This is a genomic window from Gilliamella sp. B2717, from assembly GCF_026536675.1.
Taxonomy (GTDB): domain Bacteria; phylum Pseudomonadota; class Gammaproteobacteria; order Enterobacterales; family Orbaceae; genus Gilliamella; species Gilliamella apicola_I.
This window is the reverse complement of the sequence record NZ_JAFNNQ010000002.1, coordinates 166228-187501: the sequence shown is the minus strand read 5'-3', so window position 1 is coordinate 187501 and position 21274 is coordinate 166228. Positions and strand designations below refer to the sequence as shown.

Annotated in this window: 19 protein-coding genes; 4 read left to right on the top strand and 15 right to left on the bottom strand. The window is 36.0% G+C overall.

Annotated features, from left to right (window positions below; all coding sequences use genetic code 11):
• Positions 1-24 precede the first annotated feature (24 nt).
• The 9 genes from atpD to tyrA all read right to left on the bottom strand — a co-directional run bounded on the left by atpD (position 25) and on the right by tyrA (position 8810).
• Entirely contained in the window at positions 25-1407 is a 1383-nt protein-coding gene (gene atpD, locus J3U35_RS00920; protein WP_065558531.1) for a F0F1 ATP synthase subunit beta, read from the bottom strand.
• A 49-nt stretch (positions 1408-1456) separates the two neighbouring features.
• Positions 1457-2326: a F0F1 ATP synthase subunit gamma gene (gene atpG / locus J3U35_RS00915; protein WP_065558532.1), complete on the bottom strand. Its 870-nt coding sequence runs from the start codon at positions 2324-2326 to the stop codon at positions 1457-1459.
• A gap of 14 nt (positions 2327-2340) precedes the next feature.
• Entirely contained in the window at positions 2341-3882 is a 1542-nt protein-coding gene (atpA, locus tag J3U35_RS00910; RefSeq protein WP_220216303.1) for a F0F1 ATP synthase subunit alpha, read from the bottom strand.
• A gap of 11 nt (positions 3883-3893) precedes the next feature.
• Positions 3894-4427 (bottom strand): F0F1 ATP synthase subunit delta, encoded by a 534-nt coding sequence (atpH, locus tag J3U35_RS00905; protein ID WP_267350255.1) that lies wholly within the window; start codon positions 4425-4427, stop codon positions 3894-3896.
• Positions 4428-4440: 13 nt separating this feature from the next.
• A complete protein-coding gene (gene atpF, locus J3U35_RS00900; protein WP_065558535.1) occupies positions 4441-4911 on the bottom strand; it encodes a F0F1 ATP synthase subunit B in 471 nt (156 codons plus the stop codon).
• Between the two features lie 24 nt (positions 4912-4935).
• The gene (gene atpE / locus J3U35_RS00895) at positions 4936-5163 is read right to left on the bottom strand and encodes a F0F1 ATP synthase subunit C (RefSeq protein WP_370632135.1); all 228 of its coding nucleotides are present in this window, start codon (positions 5161-5163) and stop codon (positions 4936-4938) included.
• 34 nt (positions 5164-5197) lie between these two features.
• A complete protein-coding gene (atpB, locus tag J3U35_RS00890; protein WP_065558537.1) occupies positions 5198-5980 on the bottom strand; it encodes a F0F1 ATP synthase subunit A in 783 nt (260 codons plus the stop codon).
• A 258-nt stretch (positions 5981-6238) separates the two neighbouring features.
• Positions 6239-7570: a phosphoglucosamine mutase gene (gene glmM, locus J3U35_RS00885; protein WP_267358943.1), complete on the bottom strand. Its 1332-nt coding sequence runs from the start codon at positions 7568-7570 to the stop codon at positions 6239-6241.
• A 118-nt stretch (positions 7571-7688) separates the two neighbouring features.
• Positions 7689-8810, bottom strand: coding sequence for a bifunctional chorismate mutase/prephenate dehydrogenase (gene tyrA, locus J3U35_RS00880; RefSeq protein WP_267358941.1), 1122 nt, complete (start codon positions 8808-8810; stop codon positions 7689-7691).
• A 115-nt stretch (positions 8811-8925) separates the two neighbouring features.
• On the opposite strand from tyrA, the gene xthA reads away from it, so the two are divergent.
• The 3 genes from xthA (at position 8926) to J3U35_RS00865 (ending at position 12991) form a co-directional block, all read left to right on the top strand.
• On the top strand, positions 8926-9732 hold the full coding sequence (gene xthA / locus J3U35_RS00875) for an exodeoxyribonuclease III (protein ID WP_411596791.1): 807 nt from the start codon (positions 8926-8928) through the stop codon (positions 9730-9732).
• Positions 9733-9761: 29 nt separating this feature from the next.
• The gene (xseA, locus tag J3U35_RS00870) at positions 9762-11093 is read left to right on the top strand and encodes an exodeoxyribonuclease VII large subunit (protein ID WP_267350264.1); all 1332 of its coding nucleotides are present in this window, start codon (positions 9762-9764) and stop codon (positions 11091-11093) included.
• 227 nt (positions 11094-11320) lie between these two features.
• Positions 11321-12991, top strand: coding sequence for a molecular chaperone HscC (locus tag J3U35_RS00865; protein WP_267358938.1), 1671 nt, complete (start codon positions 11321-11323; stop codon positions 12989-12991).
• A gap of 75 nt (positions 12992-13066) precedes the next feature.
• Here the strand turns inward: J3U35_RS00865 and J3U35_RS00860 are convergent, their stop codons facing one another.
• Both J3U35_RS00860 and J3U35_RS00855 read right to left on the bottom strand, forming a co-directional pair.
• Positions 13067-15742, bottom strand: coding sequence for a hypothetical protein (locus J3U35_RS00860; protein ID WP_267358936.1), 2676 nt, complete (start codon positions 15740-15742; stop codon positions 13067-13069).
• Entirely contained in the window at positions 15739-16437 is a 699-nt protein-coding gene (locus tag J3U35_RS00855) for a DUF1266 domain-containing protein (RefSeq protein WP_267358934.1), read from the bottom strand. The genes J3U35_RS00860 and J3U35_RS00855 overlap by 4 nt, the downstream gene beginning before the upstream one ends.
• A 229-nt stretch (positions 16438-16666) precedes the next feature.
• Between J3U35_RS00855 and dolP the strand changes: the two genes are divergently transcribed.
• The gene (gene dolP / locus J3U35_RS00850) at positions 16667-17245 is read left to right on the top strand and encodes a division/outer membrane stress-associated lipid-binding lipoprotein (protein ID WP_267358932.1); all 579 of its coding nucleotides are present in this window, start codon (positions 16667-16669) and stop codon (positions 17243-17245) included.
• Between the two features lie 49 nt (positions 17246-17294).
• On the opposite strand, the gene csdE is transcribed toward dolP, so the two are convergent.
• The 4 genes from csdE to ubiU all read right to left on the bottom strand — a co-directional run bounded on the left by csdE (position 17295) and on the right by ubiU (position 20971).
• Positions 17295-17690, bottom strand: a complete 396-nt coding sequence (csdE, locus tag J3U35_RS00845; protein ID WP_267358930.1) for a cysteine desulfurase sulfur acceptor subunit CsdE — start codon at positions 17688-17690, stop codon at positions 17295-17297.
• A gap of 69 nt (positions 17691-17759) precedes the next feature.
• Positions 17760-18971 carry a cysteine desulfurase CsdA gene (gene csdA / locus J3U35_RS00840; protein WP_267358928.1) on the bottom strand — a complete coding sequence of 404 codons (1212 nt, stop codon included), beginning with the start codon at positions 18969-18971 and terminating at the stop codon, positions 17760-17762.
• Complete coding sequence (locus J3U35_RS00835) at positions 18940-19818, bottom strand: U32 family peptidase (protein WP_267358926.1); 879 nt, start codon at positions 19816-19818, stop codon at positions 18940-18942. Before J3U35_RS00835 ends, csdA begins: the two co-directional genes overlap by 32 nt.
• A gap of 157 nt (positions 19819-19975) precedes the next feature.
• Entirely contained in the window at positions 19976-20971 is a 996-nt protein-coding gene (gene ubiU / locus J3U35_RS00830; protein ID WP_255556881.1) for a ubiquinone anaerobic biosynthesis protein UbiU, read from the bottom strand.
• Positions 20972-21274: the final 303 nt, after the last annotated feature.

Below are 21274 nucleotides of genomic sequence, written 5' to 3'. Positions count from 1 at the left end.
TACTATCTCCGTTCAATGAATCTCTTACAGAGATTTCGCTTTTTCAATCGCTTCATCGATTGAACCAACCATATAGAATGCTTGTTCAGGAATGTGATCATAATCACCGTTCATGATACCTTTAAAAGCACTGATTGTATCTTTTAATGGCACATATTTACCTGGTGAACCAGTGAACACTTCGGCAACGAAGAATGGTTGAGATAAGAAACGTTGAATTTTACGTGCACGAGCCACGGTCAATTTATCGTCTTCTGATAACTCATCCATACCAAGAATAGCGATAATATCTTTTAATTCTTGATAGCGTTGTAAAATTGATTGCACGCCTCGTGCACAATCATAGTGTTCTTGACCAACAACCAATGGATCTAATTGACGACTGGTTGAATCAAGTGGATCAACCGCAGGATAGATACCTAATGAAGCGATTTGACGACTTAATACGATTGTTGCATCTAAGTGAGCAAAGGTTGTCGCTGGTGATGGGTCTGTCAAGTCATCGGCTGGTACGTATACGGCTTGAATTGATGTAATTGAACCAGTTTTAGTCGATGTAATACGTTCTTGAAGGATACCCATTTCTTCGGCTAATGTTGGCTGATAACCTACTGCTGATGGCATACGACCCAATAGTGCCGATACTTCTGTTCCGGCTAAGGTATAACGATAAATATTATCGATAAATAAGAGTACGTCTTTACCTTCATCACGGAATTTTTCAGCCATTGTTAATCCTGTCAACGCTACGCGCAAACGGTTTCCAGGTGGCTCATTCATCTGACCATAAACAAGCGATACTTTATCAAGTACGTTTGATTCTTTCATTTCATGATAAAAGTCATTACCCTCACGAGTACGCTCACCAACACCTGTAAATACAGAGTATCCAGAATGTTCGATAGCAATGTTACGGATTAACTCCATCATGTTAACGGTTTTACCTACACCTGCACCACCGAAAAGACCGACTTTGCCCCCTTTTGCAAATGGACAAATTAAGTCGATAACTTTAATACCGGTTTCAAGTAACTCAGTTGAGTTAGCCAGTTCTTCATAGGTTGGCGCTGCACGGTGAATAGCCCAGCGCTCTTCTTCGCCAATTGGACCTGCTTTATCAACAGGATCACCAAGTACGTTCATAATACGACCTAGTGTTTTAGTACCTACCGGTACTTCAATGCCGTGCCCTGTGTTGACGACTTTAAGTCCACGTCTTAAACCATCAGATGATCCCATTGCGATACAACAAACAACGCCACCACCTAATTGTTGCTGAACTTCCAGAACTAATTTTTCGGCGCCAGTTTCCACTTCTAATGCATCATATACCTTTGGTACTGCATCTTCTGGGAATTCGACATCAACCACCGCACCGATGATCTGGACAATCTTTCCAGTAGCCATTTTTATTCCTCTACGTCTTTTTCTTAACTATAAGCCAATATATTTAGCATTAACCTGAAACAGCAGCTGCGCCCGATACAATATCAATCAATTCATTGGTAATCGCACCTTGACGTGCTTTGTTATACACAATCTGTAATTCATTGATTAAATTTGCACCATTATCGGTTGCTGCTTTCATGGCCACCATTCTTGCTGCTTGTTCACTCGCTAGATTTTCTACCACAGCTTGATAAACCTGTGATTCAATATAACGACGTAAAATCACATCTAAAAGCGATTTAGCATCAGGCTCATAAATATAATCCCATGTTGAAGCAGTGAGTTTTTTATCTTCTGAATGTGGTAATGGTAATAATTGCTGAATAGTCGGTTTTTGCGACATGGTATTAATAAATCTATTCGTTGCGATATATAATCTATCAATTTTTCCATTGTCATACGACTCAAGCATCGTTTTTACTGGACCTATCAAATCAGATAATTCTGGTTCATCACCTAAATTAGTCACTTGGGTTAAAATATTTGTTTTTACTGATGAGAAAAACGAAACCCCTCGTGAACCAATTAATGCGACATCTGCTTCTACACCTTTTTCCTGCCATGCTGACATATCAGCAACGACAGTTTTAAAAAGATTGATATTTAAACCACCACATAAACCACGATCGGTTGAAATAATAAGATAACCAACTCGTTTTACATCCCTTTCTTCTAAATAAGGATGTTTGGCACCTATTTGAGCTAACGCTAAATGTCCAATTACTTCACGAATCATTTCGGCATATGGACGAGAAGATGCCATTCTATCTTGCGTTTTACGCATTTTGGAATTGGCAACCATTTCCATTGCTTTTGTGATCTTTTGCGTACTTTGGATACTGGCAATTTTCGTTCTGATCTCTTTTGCATTAGCCATTTGTTACCTCACCCTTACCAAGTTTGAGTTGATTTAAAGCTATCAAGCATTGCTTTTAACTTACTTTCAATCTCATCATTGTAATTGCCTGTCTCGTCAATCTGTTTAACAAAATCGGCATATTGACTATGCGCATAAGCTAGTAGTGCTGCTTCAAATGGTAAAACCTTAGCGAGTTCAACATCTTCAAGATAACCACGCTCTGCCGCATAAAGAACAATTGATTGTTCAGCAACTGTCATTGGTGAGTATTGCTTTTGTTTCAATAATTCAGTTACTTTTTCACCATGACTTAATTGGTTTCTTGTTGCTTCATCTAAATCAGATGCAAACTGAGAAAACGCCGCTAATTCACGATATTGTGCAAGGGCTGTACGAATACCACCAGATAATTTTTTCATTATCTTAGTTTGTGCAGCACCACCTACACGAGAAACCGAAATACCCGGGTTAACCGCAGGACGGATACCAGAGTTAAACAAGCTGGTTTCTAAGAATATCTGACCATCAGTAATTGAAATTACGTTAGTTGGTACGAACGCTGAAACGTCACCAGCTTGGGTTTCAATAATCGGTAAAGCCGTTAATGAACCTGTTTTACCTTTCACTTCACCTTTGGTGAACTCTTCAACATACGCTTCGTTAACACGTGCTGCACGTTCAAGTAAGCGAGAATGTAAATAGAATACATCACCCGGATAAGCTTCACGTCCAGGTGGACGACGAAGTAACAATGAAATTTGACGGTAAGCAACCGCTTGTTTAGATAAATCATCATAAACAATTAATGCATCTTGACCACGATCACGGAAGTACTCGCCCATTGCACAACCTGCGTACGGCGCTAAGTATTGTAATGCCGCTGATTCAGAAGCGGATGCAACAACAACAATGGTATTTTTTAGTGCACCATGTTCTTCAAGTTTACGTACAACATTGGCAATGGTTGATTGTTTTTGACCAATGGCAACATAGATACATTTAACACCTGAGTTGCGTTGGTTAATAATTGCGTCGATTGCTAATGCGGTTTTACCGGTTTGTCGGTCTCCGATGATAAGTTCACGTTGACCACGTCCGATAGGAATCATTGAGTCAACGGCTTTATAACCGGTTTGTAATGCTTGGTCAACCGATTGACGGTCGATAACACCAGGTGCGACGACTTCAACAGGAGAAAACCCATCATTTTGAATTGAACCTTTACCGTCGATTGGTTCACCAAGGGTATTAATAACCCGACCTAATAAACCATCGCCGACAGGTACTTCTAAAATACGACCAGTACATTGTACTTTCATCCCTTCGGATAGATCTTCGTATGGTCCCATAACGACTGCACCGACAGAATCTCTTTCAAGGTTTAACGCCATTGCGTAACGATTTCCGGGTAGTGAAATCATTTCACCTTGCATGACATCGGTTAATCCGTGGATTCGAAGGATACCATCACTTACCGATATGATCGTTCCTTCATTGTGAGCGTTACTCACAATATTGAACTGAGCAATACGCTCTTTAATTAGTTCACTTATTTCAGTTGAATTTAGCTGCATTATCAGTCCCCTTAAGACTGTAGAGCGTCATTTAATCTTGTTAAACGCCCTCTGATACTACTATCAATAACCATATCGCCCGTACGAATAATAAAACCAGAAATGAGCGATGGATCAATATGACATTTTAGTTTTACTTTTCGTGATAAACGTTTTTCAACAGCGATAGAAATCTTATCAAGTTGTTCGTTAGACAGTGCTTGTGCCGAAATGACATCGACATCAGCTTGCGCTTCTCTCTCTAAACAATATTGTTCAAACAGTGTAAGCACTTCGGGAAGAAGTGATAACCGTTTGTTTTCAGACATAATCTTAATAAAATTAGTACTAAACTCATCTAATACATCTTGACAGATATTGATGAGTAAGTTTGCAACCGAATCGGCTTTCATGTCAGATGTCAAAATACTACGTATTTGTTCGTTTTGACTAACTTGAGATGTTACCATTAGCATTTTATGCCATGATTCGATATTGTTTTTTTCTACCGCAAACTCGAAAGCAGCTTTAGCATAAGGGCGAGCAATTGTAATTAAGTCTGCCATTGCTCTAGTCTCCTTATAATTCAGCTACGAGTTTATCAATGATGTCGCTATTTGCGGCTTCATTAACAGAGCGTTCAATAATTTTTTCTGCACCAGCAATAGCAAGTGTAGCGACTTGTTGTTTAAGCTCTTCTTTAGCTCGTTTACGTTCAGCCTCTACTTCAGCAAATCCTTGCGCAACAATTCGTTCTTTTTCTCGAATTGCTTCTTGTTGTGCTTCTTCAAGAATAATTGCTTTGCGTTTATTGGCTTGCTCTATAATTGCATTAGCCTCAACCTTAGCCTGTTGCATTAAGTCAGATGTATTTGCTTTGGCTAGTTCCAAATCTTTTTTTGCTGTTTCTGCTGAAGCAAGTCCATCAGCTATCTCTTTTTGACGTTTTTCAATCGCAGCGATAACAGGAGGCCAAACAAACTTCATACAGAACCAAACAAACAATACAAATGTAATTGCTTGGCCGAGGAGAGTTGCGTTCATATTCATGAGACGATTCCTCTTAGATTTTTATTAGCCGGCAACAGCAAAGATGATATAAAGCGCAATACCCACACAAATCATTGGGATCGCATCCACTAGCCCCATAACAATGAAAAATTGAGTTCGTAACATAGGGATTAATTCCGGTTGACGTGCTGCACCTTCTAAGAATTTACCACCTAGTATACCGATACCAATTGCGCCTCCTACAGCAGCTAATCCCATCATTATGCCTGCGGCTACATATAAAATTTCCATTATATACTCCAGTTTAATATAAAAAATATTGAAATTAATGTTCTTCCGTTGTCGATGCCATTGCTAAATAAACAATCGTCAACACCATAAAAATAAAAGCTTGTAACGTAATAATTAAAATATGGAAAATGGCCCACGGTAAAGATAATACCCATTGTGACCACCAAGGTATTAATGCCGCAATTAAGATGAAAATAAGTTCACCTGCATACATATTACCGAAAAGTCGTAGACCTAAAGATAGTGGTTTAGCTAATAGACCGACAAGTTCAAGTACTAAATTGATTGGTGCAAAAGCCCAGTGATTAAAAGGATGAAGGGTGTAATCTTTTATAAACCCTGAAATTCCTTTGTACTTGATAGAATAGAAAATAATTAAAATAAAGACGCCTAAAGCCATTGACATAGTAATGCTGACATCTGCTGTTGGCACTACTCTCAAATGAGATAAACCTAAATATTGTCCTGCGTAAGGGAGGAAATCAACCGGGATAAGATCCATGAGATTCATAAAAAAGACCCAAATAAATACCGTTAATGCTAACGGTGCAATGAGCTTGTTTTGACCAGTGAACATGTCTTTGACAGTATTATTAACAAATTCAAAGATCATCTCGACAGCACATTGTAATTTACCTGGTACCCCACTTGTTGCTTTTTTGGCAACACGATGAAAAATCCACAAGAAAATAACACCAAGAAAAATTGAAAAAAACAATGAATCAAGATTAAAGGTCCAAAAACCTGAACCTACTTGTAAGTTTTCAAGATGGTGCTTGATATAAGCCTGTGGCGAAGCCGGAGAGGAAACTGCCATATAACCTTCTTACTTATTCCTAAAAATAAAAAATATTACAATGTTTTATCTATATTAAAAGGTATAGACAATCGCTGTAATAACCCTAAGCTAGTATTTTAAACCCAATTACCTATATAAAGTCAACAAATTATTAACAAAATAAATAAATTCAACACTTTTTACTAAAAAATTGTAAATAAACAGAGCTTGCTTAATAAACTCATTAAACGTATTGACTTATTAAAAACTTATTATTACATATAAAAAATATTATTTTTAAGCTTTAACAGCTAGTGCAATACGTTCAGCCAATTTTTGTACTTCGGCTTCTTCACTGCCTTCAACCATTACTCTAATGAGAGGTTCTGTTCCAGATTTGCGAATTAATACCCGCCCGTTACCATCAAGTTCTTTTTCAACTTGCTCTATTGCTAGTTTTACTGCTGAATTTTTTAATGGATCACTTTTTTCGGTATAGTGAACATTAATTAATACTTGAGGTAACATTATCATGCCACTACATAAATCTGATAAAGACATATCGTTGCGAACCATAGCACTTAAAACTTGTAGACCAGCAATAATGCCATCGCCAGTTGTTGTTTTATCTAATAACAAAACATGACCTGAGTTTTCAGCCCCTAAACGCCATTTCTTCTCAATAAGCTTTTCAAGAACATAACGGTCACCAACTTTAGCACGAGCAAAAGGTATGCCAAGGTTTTTAAGTGCTATTTCCAGTCCCATATTACTCATTAATGTACCGACAACGCCACCTTTTAGTTGACCTTGTCTAAGTGCTTCGCGAGCAATGATATAAATAATCTGATCGCCATCAATTTTTCGACCTTCATGGTCAACCATTATAATGCGATCACCGTCACCGTCTAATGCAAAACCTAAATCTGCTTGTTCATCAATAACTCGTTTTGACAATGCTCTAACATCAGTAGCACCACAATTTTCATTAATATTAACGCCGTCAGGTTCACAGCCAATTTTGATGACTTTTGCGCCGAGCTCACGCAATACTTTTGGCGCAATATGATAGGTTGCGCCATTCGCACAATCGACTACAATTTTCAGACCCGATAGACTTAGCTCATGATCAAAGGTGCTTTTACAAAATTCGATATAACGGCCTGCTGCATCAGTAATACGGCTAGCACGTCCTAATTGTTTGGATTCGACACAATCTATATCTTTTTCTAATTCTGCTTCAATTTCTAATTCAATCGAATCAGCAAGTTTTTTTCCTTCGGTAGAAAAAAATTTAATACCATTATCGTAAAAAGGATTATGTGAAGCAGAAATGACAATACCGGCATCAGCTCGAAAAGTACGAGTTAAATAAGCGATAGCAGGCGTTGGCATTGGTCCGGTAAAGGCAGTAGCAACACCGGCAGACGCAAAACCAGCTTCAAGTGCTGATTCAAGCATATAGCCTGATATACGCGTATCTTTTCCGATTAAGACTTTTTTCACGCCATCTTTAGCTAATATGCGTCCAGCTGCCCAACCTAATTTAAGAGCAAAATCGGGAGTGATAGGATATTGTCCAACTTTACCTCGTATCCCATCAGTACCAAAATATTTTCGATTAGACATTTTATTTCCTCATACTAAATTTTATTTCTAATAATAATTTTATTGATAAATAATTACATAAGATTTTTGTGCTAATTATAATTAATGATGTCGGATGTTATATTTATGCATAATAAAATTATTCTCTATTATCATTAGCGAATTTTAATAAAACTTGGCTTTCTTTGATAAAACGTTGTGCATAGCTACCAAACCATTTGGTGACTTCATTAAAATTCTCAACAAATTTTGCCTTATCGCGTTGCTCAATCAATTCAACCATCTGTCCAAAGCGCTGATAATAGCGTTTAATTAATTCGATATTATCATCTGATGCCATAATGATATCGGCATAAAGTTCAGGATCTTGAGCAAATAATCTGCCAACCATCATCAGTTCAAGGCGATATATAGGAGAAGAAAGGGCAATTAGTTTTTCTAAATCAACATGTTCTTGCTGTAAATTAACACCATAAGAAAAAGAGGTGAAATGGCGTAATGCTTGAATAAATGACATGCATTTGTCATGCTCTTTGGCACTGATAGCACATAAATTTGCACCCCAAATGCGCATTTGATCAATAAGCCATTGGTATTTTTCAGGCTCTCGTCCTTCACAATACACTATAATTTGTTTTGCTAAATTAGGTACATCAGGACCAAACATAGGGTGTAAGCCAACGACAGGGCCAGGATGTTTTTCTAACATGGCTTGAAGCGGTTTTACTTTGATAGAAGTGAAATCGGTTAGTATACAATTTTTAGGTAGAGTCGGTAATTGTCGAATGATTTCACAGGTTTTATTAATTGGTACGGTCACAATGACTGCAGCGGCATCGGCAACTACCTGCGAGGCTTGGTTCATAGTTTTGGAACCTAATGTTTTAACTTCATAGCCAGATAGGGTGAATAATTGTGCAAACAACCGCCCCATTTGACCATTACCACCGATAATGACAATTGATCCTTTACCTGTGTAAACTTTTTTAAAACCTTTGTCGTTTTCACTAATATAAGACTCTCGCATTAGTCGTCGTAATATATCTTCGATTAGCGCTGGAGAAATACCTAAATTTTCTGCTTCTTGCCGTCTTTTCGCTAACATCTCAGCTTCACGCTTAGGATCATAAATTGGAATACCATATTTGCTTTTTACTTCACCAACTTCGGCGACTAAGGCTAATCGCTGAGTAATGAGTGATAAAATTGATTTATCGACCTCATCAATTTTATTGCGTAGTTCAAGTAATTCCGTGGACATATTCGGTGATTCCTTTATCACAAATGGTAGCTTTTACTGTAATAGCTTAACAGTATATCGTATTTTTGATAGCATGGTTAAATCTAAACATCAAATCGAATATAATAAATTTATCATGAAAGTTATCTCATTTAATATTAATAGTCTGCGTGCACGCATTCATCAGTTAGCCGCAATTATCGATAAACATCAGCCCGACATAATTGGTTTACAAGAAACCAAAGTTCATAATGATCAATTTCCTGTCGAAGAGTTAGCGCAATTTGGTTATCACTTACATTATCATGGTCAAAAAGGACATTATGGTGTTGCGTTATTAACCAAACAAAAACTAATATCAGTGCAGTGTGGCTTTCCAACCGATAGTGATGATGCTCAGTGCCGTTTAATTATGGCAGAGTTACCGACCAACCAAGGAAATTTAACCGTGATAAATGGCTATTTTCCGCAGGGTGAAAGTATGCATCATGAAGTTAAATATCCTGCCAAACGTAAGTTTTATCATGATTTGATTGATTATTTACGGCAACATCAATTGAGTAATCAGTTATCCTTGATAATGGGAGATATGAATATTTGCCCAACCGATTTAGATATTGGTATTTCTGATGATAGTCGTAAACGTTGGTTACGAACTGGTAAATGTTCATTTTTACCCGAAGAGCGGGAATGGATGGATAATTTAATGTCACTAGGCTTTATCGATACTTACCGTCATGCACATCCAACTGAACAAGACTATTCATGGTTTGATTATCGATCTAAAGGTTTTGATACCTTTACTGGACTGCGCATCGATTTAATTTTAGCTAGTCAAAAATTGTTATCCTATTGTCAACAAACTGGCATTGATTATGATATTCGAGCCATGGACAAACCGTCTGATCATGCGCCAATTTGGGCAGAATTCGATTTAACATAAATTTTAGTGTCATTAAGAAGGATGAGTACATGTTGAATAATTCGATTTTATCGGTAAAAGATCTTAATCAAATGGTCAAAGATCTACTTTCTGATGCGATTGGTCAAATTTGGTTAGTTGGCGAAATTTCGAATTTTTCTCGTCCATCTTCAGGGCATTGGTATTTTACGCTTAAAGATGATGCTGCCCAAGTGCGTTGTGCGATGTTTCGAAATAGTAATTTTCGAATAGGATTTACACCGCAAAATGGACAACAAGTTTTAGTTCGAGCGATGGTGACATTGTACGAAGCACGTGGAGAATATCAATTAGTCATTGATAAAATGCAACCGGCTGGTGCAGGATTACTGCAACAAAAATTTGAGCAATTAAAACAAAAACTATCTGATGAAGGGCTATTTGATCCTATCTATAAAAAAAGTTTACCGGAAAATATTCGTACTGTCGGTATCATCACCTCAGCTACTGGAGCAGCATTACATGATATTTGTCAGATTTTAAAACGCCGAGATCCCAGTTTACAGGTAATTATTTATCCGACCCAAGTTCAAGGTACAGAAGCTGCTGGTCAAATTGCCAAGATGATCCAAATAGCAAATGCACGTCAAGAGTGTGATGTGTTGATTGTCGGGCGAGGAGGTGGATCGCTTGAAGATCTTTGGTCATTCAATGAAGAAGTGGTTGCAAGAGCGATATTTGCTAGTCAACTACCTATTGTAAGTGCAGTTGGACATGAAATTGACTTCACAATAGCTGATTTTGTTGCTGATGTGAGAGCAGCGACGCCTTCCGCTGCCGCAGAGCTTGTTAGTCATGACAATAAAGAACAGATTCGGCGAATTTTGATACAAGAACAACATTTATCGATGGCGATGGATTATTACTTAACAAGACAACGCGAAATATTGAATACATGGTTTCATCGACTTCAAGCGGAACATCCCCAAGCAAAGCTATCTCAACAATTAAATCGACTCATTACTTATCGACATGCGTTATATGAAAATATTCAACAATATTTGCTTAAACTTACTAATCAATATAATCGATTAGATAGAAAGTTATTGGGTGTTTCGCCAGAATATCACATCACGTTTTATGGTCAGACATTATATCAAAAGCAACAGCAACTGATTAATATGATTAAACAAAAATTAGCAATGTCGCAACATCAATTTGTTTTACAAACATCACAACTTAATAACTTAAGTCCGCTGGCAACGTTAGAGCGGGGTTATTCAATTACCACTAACCAACATGATGATGTGATTTGTAATAGTCAACAAGTGAAAGTGGGTGAATGTATCACAACAAAGTTAAAAGAAGGGATTTTAGTCAGTCAAATTACTGAGGTGAAATAAAATAATTAATTATTACGATAAAAATCATATTACTAAACTTCAATTTTATACAATAAAGTATACTGATTATTTTAATCAAATAAAATTGTCATTAAAATAGTAATACAGTATATAATACTGCGTTTAAAATTTTTTTAATAACTAATAACTAATAACTAATAACTAATAACTAATAACTAATAACTAATAACTAATAATATTTAAGTACATAAGAGAATAGACGATTTATGCATCCCCCAATAGGTATTGATTTAGGTACAACAAACAGCTTAATTTGTGTTTGGCAAGATAGTAAACCGACGCTGATTCCCAACGCAATTGGAGAAGTGGTAACACCATCAGCAATAAGTATTGATGAAGATGGATCCATTTTAGTTGGTCGAGCAGCGTTATCACGATTAACAACTCATCCCAATCAAAGTGCATCAGCATTTAAACGTTTTTTAGGATCGAATAAAGTTTTTGAATTAGGCGATAAGAAGTTTACGCCAACAGAACTTTCTGCAATTGTCCTAAAATCTTTAAAAGCTGATGCTGAAGCTTTTCTAAAACAAAACATTCATGATGTGGTGATTTCTGTCCCTGCTTATTTTAATGATGAGCAGCGCAAACAAACCCGTTTTGCAGCTGAACTTGCTGGATTAAACGCGGTACGTTTAATTAATGAACCAACTGCAGCGTCCATGGCATATGGCTTGCATGATGAACAATCCGGTAATACATTAGTTTTTGATTTGGGTGGGGGGACATTTGATGTCACCGTACTTGAATACTCTATGCCAATTATCGAAGTCCATGCTTCGGCGGGCGATAATTATTTAGGTGGAGAAGATTTTACTCATGATATTGTTAAAGCTTGCTTAAGTGAATGGAATATTAAACAGCAAGATGTTTCAGCCGATGATTATGCCAGATTACTTGATTTAGCTGAACAGTTAAAATGCAAGTTAAACGGCGAACAGATGCAACATTTAACTTGGTTCTGGCAGGATAAAGAGTGGCAATTTGAGCTTAACGAAAATCGAGCTAAAATGATTTGGTTGCCATTATTAAATCGCCTTCGAGCACCGATCGAGCAAGCGTTAAGTGATGCTCGGTTGAAGCCGAATCAACTAGAACATATTGTGTTAGTGGGTGGTTCGTCTCAATTGGGCGTTGTGCGTGAATTGGTCACCAAATTATTTGGCAAATTACCTTATCGCCATATTAATCCGACTACTATTGTGGCACAAGGTGCTGCAGTTCAAGCAGCTTGTCGATTGCGTAATAAAGATGTGGAAGAAGTTATTTTGACCGATGTTTGTCCCTACACATTAGGTATTGAAAGTGCGTCGGATAATGTTCATGGTTTATTTTCACCTATTATTGAACGCAATACAATTGTACCGACTTCAAAAGTGAAGACTTTTTATACTAGTCGTCCACAACAAAAATTGATTTCTATAGCCGTTTATCAAGGCGAAAATCCACGTGTTGAAAACAATGTGTTAATTGATGAGTTTGAAGTTCCTTTAACGCCTATGGAAAAAATACAAGGGATTGATATTCGTTTCAGTTATGATTTAAATGGATTATTAGAGGTCGATGTTGTGGTACTTGAAACAGGTAAGCAACACGGCAAGGTAATCGATCATAGCCCGATAGGGTTAACAGAACAACAAAAACAGGAAAGTCATGAACGTTTAAAATCACTGAAAATTCATCCCCGAGATCAAATGCAAAATCGTACATTATTAGCTAGATTGGAACGTGCATGGGCGCAATCACTTGGTGATGAACGTCATTTAATTGGATCTTATCTTGAAGCATTTCTTGATGTATTAAATCGTCAAAATCCAGATGAAATTAATGAGTTTCGTTGTGATATTGAGTCTGAACTTAAAGATCTTGATAGATAATTATTCAAAGTAGTATTTATAAACTTCTCCCCTTTTATTATTGATATAAAAGGGGAAGTTTATACACTAGTTTATCTATTCCTTCACAGGCGGTCCATATCGGTTATTTTTTTTATAACTAGGTTTCCAGAAAGGTAATAATATCAGTAAAAATAGGGTATAAATAATGAAGTAACTTGGTTCACCTAAATAACTATCATTTGCACGTCGTTTTAATGCGAAAATAATATTTATTCCCGAAATCATATAAGCAAATTTTGAAACTTCGTTATATATTGATGAGTCGGACAAATATCTATCAAGAAATAAGGCAGAAAAACCAATAATTAACAGACTATAAAAAATTTGTTTACAAAATCCTTTACGATTTGTTCGTCCATTTAAACGCCAAAATTGCCACCATTTATTTTCAGGTAGAGATAATGCATCAACTTGTTTTTGATTTTCACGATTTCTAGCTAAAAGTAAGGCGGCACATAAGCGTAATATCATATTATTGTCTGAATGATTTTTTAGCCCTTCTAACATCTCGATATCATCTTCTTCAATTAGACCACAGTAGTTGGCTAAACATTCTTTAAGATATATTATTCTAGCCGTTAGATCATTATGTTGATATTTATCTTTATTTACTGAAGATGGAAATAACCACTGTTTTTCGAGCGAATTTGCGATTTTTTGTAAATCATCATTATCACCTGCAATTTTATTTAACGTTTGTTGTAATTTCAGATTTTGTTCAGGTTTATATAACAAAATGGCATTTAATATCATTAAATAATAAGGGTTTTGATTGGCAAATTTGGTTTGCCACAATTGTTCGATTTTATTTTCGATATCTTTTAAATCAATTTTTTCAGGATAGTCTATATCAGATTCGATTGAATCTGGGTAATTGATTAAAATACTATTGATTAACCCACTATTATTATCCATTAAATTATAGAGCTCAGTTTTATTTTGCCAGTTTCCATATTTGAAAATATTAATCACTGGAAGCATTTGATCATCATCGGTTAATTTAAACGTATTATTTTCTTTTCGAAGATATTTTGCTGTTTCGTAGGGTTGATTAATTATAGCCATCGTTAAAATAAATTGACGATACCACTCCCAATAAACGTTTTTATCACACGATGAATCAGGTGGAGTTGGAAACTGGTAATAGTGTTCAGATTCTAAGAAAATAAACCAGTCAAACATCTCTATATTTGCATAACGCGAAAAATTATCAAGATGTTTTTTGGCACGCTCCGGAATGGCATCGAATCTATCCAACCATAAACGACCATAGTATTGTTCGTACCCATTCAAGTTAGGATCAAATTTATCTGGAATGGGCGTATTTTCATCACTATCATACAGCCAAGCTTTAAATTCTTTGACGGGTGGAATTTGTTCAAGCCATGTTAAATGTTGCCGAGCTTGGCGTTGTAAATTTTGTAGAATAAAATGCTCAAAGTCATCTTTACTCTGTTCATCAATAATTTGTTGTAATAAAGTTTGATTACCATGTCGTAACATAATGGCATGACGATATAAGCGATATAAACGATTAGTACCGTCATCAAGTAACAACAGTGCAAGAATTTGACGATAATTCCAACTCACATTTAACGACCATTTGATAAAACTTGCAATTTCAGGGGAATACTCATCAGGATCAATTTGTGCTAGTCGTGCAACCGTTGTTGCTGTTAACTGAGGAACTGCGTAAAGGTAAGTTTCTGATGTTTCTGCAGCAATACAATAAGAGTTATTCAATGCGATAATTAACAATGGAAAATAATCACTAGCATAATGTGAGCACCAGCCCGCTATCCAACTGGCTGCTTTTTCTTGATAATGACCTGAGTTATAAAGATCAAGCCAAGCCTGTAAAGACTCATGTTTTTTATCAAGCATAGTATATTGAATTGCTGCAATATATCTCCATTCGATATTGATATGTTCATCTTGATCATCTTGAGTGATGCATTTCAACGCATAATCTAATAAGGTTTGATTAGGGATTCTTGCAACACAGTGCCAATTAGCTAATTGAAGCATTAAGCTTTTATCGTTGGGTAAATAGATGACAGTATCTTGTGATAAAAAGTCATAAAGATCACTACTTCTACGTTCGTAAAATAACCATTTGGTATAATCGATATAATTTATCGTTGCATCTTGCAGAGCTCTGTTTGTGGTGGGTAACAGGGTATAGTCAAATAAATCTTCACTCTCAATATGATTTAAAAAGATATCATACCTTTCAGATTGATTGGGAGATTGTATTTTCAGTTGTTGGCACCAACGCAAATTATCCGCTAACAGTTTGATACAAGCGTTTGATACATTGCTTGCTTCATAACTTATTTCTAATAGACGCCATTTTACCGAATCAATGATTGCCATTGGGTAATCGTAAAATGAACTAATAAATTTTTGCCATTCATCGGCGTTAAAACACCGTTGTGGATCATTCAAAAGTGCTTGATAAGCAGTACAAATTTCATTTTCTTTGATTTGTTTTTCTGTAAGGGGGTGAGTGACTGCTTGCTCTTGTGATTCTTGTTGTGATTGCCCATCCATTTGTTCGGTTGACTGTGCATACTGTATTGCAAACTCATAAGCTTCACGTAAAGCTTTAAATCCAATCGGGTCTGTTTCGGGATGATAAAAAGGTAACTTGGCTCGATAGGCTTGACGTATTGCGACGGTATCATTCGTTTTTTCTATTTCGAGTAGTTGCCAAATATGTTCATTCATAACCAATCATACTCCGTCAATGATTCTGGTTTTTCAAATTTTTCAATATCAATAAACCATGGTAACCGGTTAAAGGGTGCTTGTTTGTCTTCATATAAATTTGCCATGGATGTGACGTTAGATGGACGGGATAATTCACAGCGTAATTTTTCTAAATCGTCTTTAATCTGTAAATTATTCCAATATTGTAAACCAATAAACCAACTAACAAGGTAGTGTTGCCAAGAATGATAAAAGTATGTTGAACGTAACCCAATTCTATGCAAAATCCACAAACATTCCTCTTCAGTTACATATTTATTCGTCGTGCCAAGTCGTAAAAGATAAGCCATTCGGGCATAATCCCAACTACGAATTCCCGCAGTATTACAGATAGGAAATGTTTGCTCAACAAATGTAAGTATCACTTTATGATAGTCAGTTTGACGTTCATAAAAGCTGAGCCAATCAAATTCAGACAATTGAGAATATTTAGAATAGAATTCAGATAATAATGGTGCATGTCCATCATCAATCATGGTGAAAACGCAATCAAGTAAAGTTTCCCGAGAATCTATTTCCCAACTCTCTTTCAAATCTATAAAATCATCGTTAGGATAAAAAAAAGGTGAGGTATAGCTTGCTCCATATCTTTTATTTAATATTACCATTGGCGCTGACAAACCATATAGCCAATCAATATAATCCTGTTCCATATTAGCCTATAAAATATCAATATATAGTTTAGTGTATAAAGATAACAGATTTTTTAAATAGACGTCAGTCTGTTTTACTGTTTTTCGTTTATTATTTTTAAAAAAATAAACAATAATTATTATGAATAACAGTAAAATTGTTTTGCAAATTACTGTGTGCAAGGCATAATAAAATCAATTTATTTTGTCATAAGTTACACATTACTAAGCCATAAATGAAGGAGTTATAATGAGAAAAATTGCCTTAACGGTAATATTAATGTCTGGCTCATTGATGTTACAAGGCTGTGTTGCTGCGGTAATTGGAGCCGGTGCAACGGCTACAGCCAAAGTTGCTTCAGATCCGCGTACAACCGGGACTCAAGTTGATGATACAACGCTGAATTCACGAATGGGTATGAAATTAAAAGAAAATACATCAGCTTTTATTGGTTCACGTATTTCAACGAGTGCTTATGACGGTAATATTCTTTTAACCGGACAAGCAAATAATGAACAGAGTATGAAAGCCGAAAATCTTGCTCATGAAGTTGAAGGTGTCAAAAAAGTATTTAATCAAATTCGTATCGGTGAGTCTGTTGGTGCAGGAACCATTACCAATGACGCATGGATTACAACCAAAGTTAAATCACAATTAGTCTTAAATTCGGCAACAAAAGCCAGAAATATTAAAGTCGTTACCGAAAATGGCGAAGTCTTTTTAATTGGTATTGTCAAACCTGAAGAGGGTAAAGCTGCTGCAGTTGTTGCCAGTAAAGTAGCTGGTGTTAAAAAAGTTATCACACTTTTTACTTATTTAGATAAGTAAAAAGTGAAATCGATGAAAGGGCGGAAAGATATTTCGCCCTTTTATTATTCTAATTAACTGATTGAATTCGCTCTATTAATTTATCTAATCCTTTTAGGCGAGATTGACTAAGCTCGTCGGTAATTTTAAGTTTACTTAATTCAAACTGAAAATCGATAGCCTGAATTTGCTTCGCTGTTTTATGATTTGCAATGATAAGTAAAATTGCGAGTAACCCTTTAACAATTCGACCCTCACTATCACCTTGAAAAACAAAAGTATCATCAGCTTGTTTTTGAAAAGTAAGCCAAACTCGATTTTCACAACCATTGACTTGGTTATTATCCGTTTTTAAATCGGCTGGAAAATCAGGCAATTGTTTTGATAACGCAATGATTTGCCGATAACGATCTTGCCAGTTTTGTTGCTTCAATAATAATTCCGTTAATGTTTGCTGTGATAGCATAATATAGACCTATTTGTCGTTTACATAATGATAAATATTTAAAGTTAACAAAAGCTGGTGATAATACAATTAATCCAAGATTTGTATTGCATGTTGTAATGCATTTATAAAACGATCGATATCGAGTTTGTTATTATAAGGCATCAAAGAAAGACGAATGACACCTTGGCAACCTAGCTTTTGCATTAATGGTTGAGCACAAAGTTCACCAGTGCGTATTGCAATGTTTTGTTCACTTAATAAGATAGCAATATCATTATGATGAATATTGTGGATATTAAATGTGATGATTGAACTATTATTTACACTGTAAAATTGAATATTGGTTAGTTTACTAAGTTGTGATTTTGCATAATCGGCTAATTGTTCGGTATATATTTGTGCTTGATTAAAATCCCAACGTTTTAGCCATTCAAACGTTGCATTAAAGCCTAGCATTCCGGCGATATTGGGTGTGCCTGCTTCAAATTTATACGGATGTTGCTCAGGTATAAAGTGATCGAAAGAGACACTTTTTAGCATTTTACCTCCACCATGCCAAACGGGCATAGTCTCAAGCAAAATTTGTTTACCATATAATACACCGAGTCCTGTTGGACCATATAATTTATGCGCTGAAAATGCATAAAAATCAATATTAAGTTTATCAACATCAATGGGATGATGAACAATACCTTGAGCACCATCCACCACTAAAATGGCATTATATTGGTGAACGATTTGGCTAATCGCTGCTAAATCCGGACAAGATCCTGTCACATTGGACATTTGTGTAATGGCGACAATTTTTGTGCGTTCGGATAGAAGTGAAGTCAGATCATCAATGACCGATGACCATTTTATTACTTTGGCACCCGTTTGCTCTGCAACAATTAGCCATGGCAATAAATTGCTATGGTGCTCTAATTCACTGACAATAATCTCATCACCAGCTTTTAGCAAAGGTCGAGCGTAGCTTTGCGCAATAAGATTAATGGATTCGGTCGTACCACTTGTCCAAATAATTTCACTGCTGGTTGAAGCGTTAATCCAATCTGCGACATTTTGCCGAGCTTGATTTATTATTTCAGTCACTTGTAAGGCATTAGGGTGCAAACTGCGTTTAACAGTTGCAGTATTGTGTGCATAATATTCCAGTGTCGCATCGATCATCGCTTGGGGCTTGAGTGAGGTTGCGGCTGAATCAAGATACACGTTTTCATTGTTCAGAGCAGGAAATTCTGCTCTAAACTTTTGATGAGAAAACTTTTTACTGGTTAAGTTCAAGTCCTGCAATCCCATTCCAATACCCATTACAGTCTCGTTTATGCTCTATATGTAGCGGATTTAATCCTTCTTCGTTCGCTCTAAACTGTTTCACAATATCCAATGTTTCCAACCCAAGTGGTGAAATACGAACAATATCAACTAATCCTTTCATCTCTTTGAGTTGATTACCTAAATTATAGCAATAACCGCTTTGTGTTTGGATCCCATTTAGAACAAACACTTTTTGTTGTTCTTGTGAAAACACTTCACGCCCAACAGGGTATTTGATACAACATGTTTCGCATTTATCTTTGGGTTTATCTTCTGAACGTGCCGTAAAACAACGAGCTGAATAGGCTAACGGCAGGTAACCGTAACTGAAAACTTCAACGTCAAAATTTCGCTCGATATTGAGACTATCAAATTGATTTAGTACATTTGCTAACCAATCCCGAGAAAGCTCAACGGGCATGCACCAACGTACCATACCTTGTTTTTGTAATAATTTTAATGTGTAAGCGTTATAGCAATTAATCGCAGGGCCGGCAACAAAAGGCAATTTATTTTCTTGAGCGATATTAATTGCAGCTAAATCATTGGCTTCAATTAAAAAATCGCCATTATTAACGAGTAATCTTAATTCATTTAATTCAGATGGAGCTTCAAGCAAAGCCAACGTTGAAAGCACAACTTGTTTACCTGATTTAGCGACTTCTTTAGCTAATTCAAGCCAGTTAGGGACTTTCATTTCACGGCGTTTAGTACAAACTGTTTCGCCCATATAAATAATATCGGCTTCACTTTCTTTTGCCGCATGATAAAAAGTTTCTGTTTCGGTTTTAGGCCAATAATAAAGCACTGGGCCTAATGCATATTTCATAGTTTTGCTCACTATATTGATTTATGTTAGATCATTTATCAAATCATTTAAAATGATATTTTATTAAATAAATTCAACAATATAAATTAAAGTAATGCCACTTTATTTTTAATAAGTGTCTTTTCCAATAATATGAATTTAAAGTCTAAAATACTCATTATTGCCATTTACGGTGATAAGCACCCAATGTCGTTTGTGTTCCTTCCGACACAGAGCCTAATGTATCCATCCAATGTTGTTCAGCTTGAAATGATTGTGGGTTTGCTTTATAACGGTCAATTGCTTGTCGCCATACTTTGGTTACTTGCTCAACATAAGCTGGACTGCGTTGACGTCCTTCAATTTTGACCGATGCAATATTGGCAGCAAATAACTCGGGTAATAGCTCAATGGTATTTAAACTGGTTGGTTCTTCAATTGGATGATAAAGCTGTTCTCCAACAAAATAACGTCCTTTACATAGGGTTGGATAACCGGCATTTTCACCTTTTTTATGACAATCAATCAATACGTTATTCAAACGAGATTCAAGACCTTTGTCGGTCTCTTCCCATCGCACAAATTTAGCCGGAGAACATGCCCCAACGGTATTAGGTGATTCACCTGTTAAATAAGACGATAAATAGCAACGACCTTCAGCCATTATACATAAACTACCAAAGGCAAAAACTTCTAAAGGGACGGGAGAAACTTTTGATAACTGTTTAACTTGATGCATCGACAGAACACGTGGCAATACAATACGATGAACCTGAAAATTATTATAATAAAACTTAATTGACTCTTCATTGGTTGAAGAGGCTTGAACGGAAACATGGCGTTCAAGATTAGGGTACTTTTCGGCAGCATAATCAAGCATAGCAAGATCAGCAATAATTAACGCATCAGCACCAATGTTAGCCGCGGTATCAACTGCATGTTGCCAACGCTGAAAATTTTCAGGATGTGCAAAAGTATTTATCGCAATATGCAATTTTTTACCACGTTTATGTACATAATCAGCGGCTTCAATTAATCGCTTCTCATTGAAATTTAAACCAGCAAAATGACGCGCATTAGTATCATCTTTTAAACCAATATAAACGGCATCAGCACCATTATCGATGGCTATTTTTAGTGATGGCAATGAACCTGCTGGACAAAGAAGTTCCATAATAATTCCTAAGTTAAGTTCGGTAATTTATACGTCGTGTATTATGCAATAATTCCCAATTTAAAGCGACTAGAAAGCCAAGTATGCGATGAAAAAAGTAACAATAGTGAGGATTAAATAGATTAACTAACTGTCATGGAAAATTGCCAGAATATTAATTCTATTGCTCACAAATTGCTGTTGGTCAATCATGATAAATATTCTTTTATTTTGTACTTAAAGTAGGACAAAATCACCTTAACGATAACGACTGATGAAGAGAAAAATCAAGGTGATTTTATCGACTCAATGACAATACAACGT

Bases quoted from the DNA above. Each gene is read 5' to 3' on its own strand.
- atpD (WP_065558531.1), bottom strand. From the start codon at position 1,407: ATGGCTACTGGAAAGATTGTCCAGATCATCGGTGCGGTGGTTGATGTC.
- atpG (WP_065558532.1), bottom strand. From the start codon at position 2,326: ATGGCTAATGCAAAAGAGATCAGAACGAAAATTGCCAGTATCCAAAGT.
- atpA (WP_220216303.1), bottom strand. From the start codon at position 3,882: ATGCAGCTAAATTCAACTGAAATAAGTGAACTAATTAAAGAGCGTATT.
- atpH (WP_267350255.1), bottom strand. From the start codon at position 4,427: ATGGCAGACTTAATTACAATTGCTCGCCCTTATGCTAAAGCTGCTTTC.
- atpF (WP_065558535.1), bottom strand. From the start codon at position 4,911: ATGAATATGAACGCAACTCTCCTCGGCCAAGCAATTACATTTGTATTG.
- atpE (WP_370632135.1), bottom strand. From the start codon at position 5,163: ATGGAAATTTTATATGTAGCCGCAGGCATAATGATGGGATTAGCTGCT.
- atpB (WP_065558537.1), bottom strand. From the start codon at position 5,980: ATGGCAGTTTCCTCTCCGGCTTCGCCACAGGCTTATATCAAGCACCAT.
- glmM (WP_267358943.1), bottom strand. From the start codon at position 7,570: ATGTCTAATCGAAAATATTTTGGTACTGATGGGATACGAGGTAAAGTT.
- tyrA (WP_267358941.1), bottom strand. From the start codon at position 8,810: ATGTCCACGGAATTACTTGAACTACGCAATAAAATTGATGAGGTCGAT.
- xthA (WP_411596791.1), top strand. From the start codon at position 8,926: ATGAAAGTTATCTCATTTAATATTAATAGTCTGCGTGCACGCATTCAT.
- xseA (WP_267350264.1), top strand. From the start codon at position 9,762: ATGTTGAATAATTCGATTTTATCGGTAAAAGATCTTAATCAAATGGTC.
- J3U35_RS00865 (WP_267358938.1), top strand. From the start codon at position 11,321: ATGCATCCCCCAATAGGTATTGATTTAGGTACAACAAACAGCTTAATT.
- J3U35_RS00860 (WP_267358936.1), bottom strand. From the start codon at position 15,742: ATGAATGAACATATTTGGCAACTACTCGAAATAGAAAAAACGAATGAT.
- J3U35_RS00855 (WP_267358934.1), bottom strand. From the start codon at position 16,437: ATGGAACAGGATTATATTGATTGGCTATATGGTTTGTCAGCGCCAATG.
- dolP (WP_267358932.1), top strand. From the start codon at position 16,667: ATGAGAAAAATTGCCTTAACGGTAATATTAATGTCTGGCTCATTGATG.
- csdE (WP_267358930.1), bottom strand. From the start codon at position 17,690: ATGCTATCACAGCAAACATTAACGGAATTATTATTGAAGCAACAAAAC.
- csdA (WP_267358928.1), bottom strand. From the start codon at position 18,971: ATGGGATTGCAGGACTTGAACTTAACCAGTAAAAAGTTTTCTCATCAA.
- J3U35_RS00835 (WP_267358926.1), bottom strand. From the start codon at position 19,818: ATGAAATATGCATTAGGCCCAGTGCTTTATTATTGGCCTAAAACCGAA.
- ubiU (WP_255556881.1), bottom strand. From the start codon at position 20,971: ATGGAACTTCTTTGTCCAGCAGGTTCATTGCCATCACTAAAAATAGCC.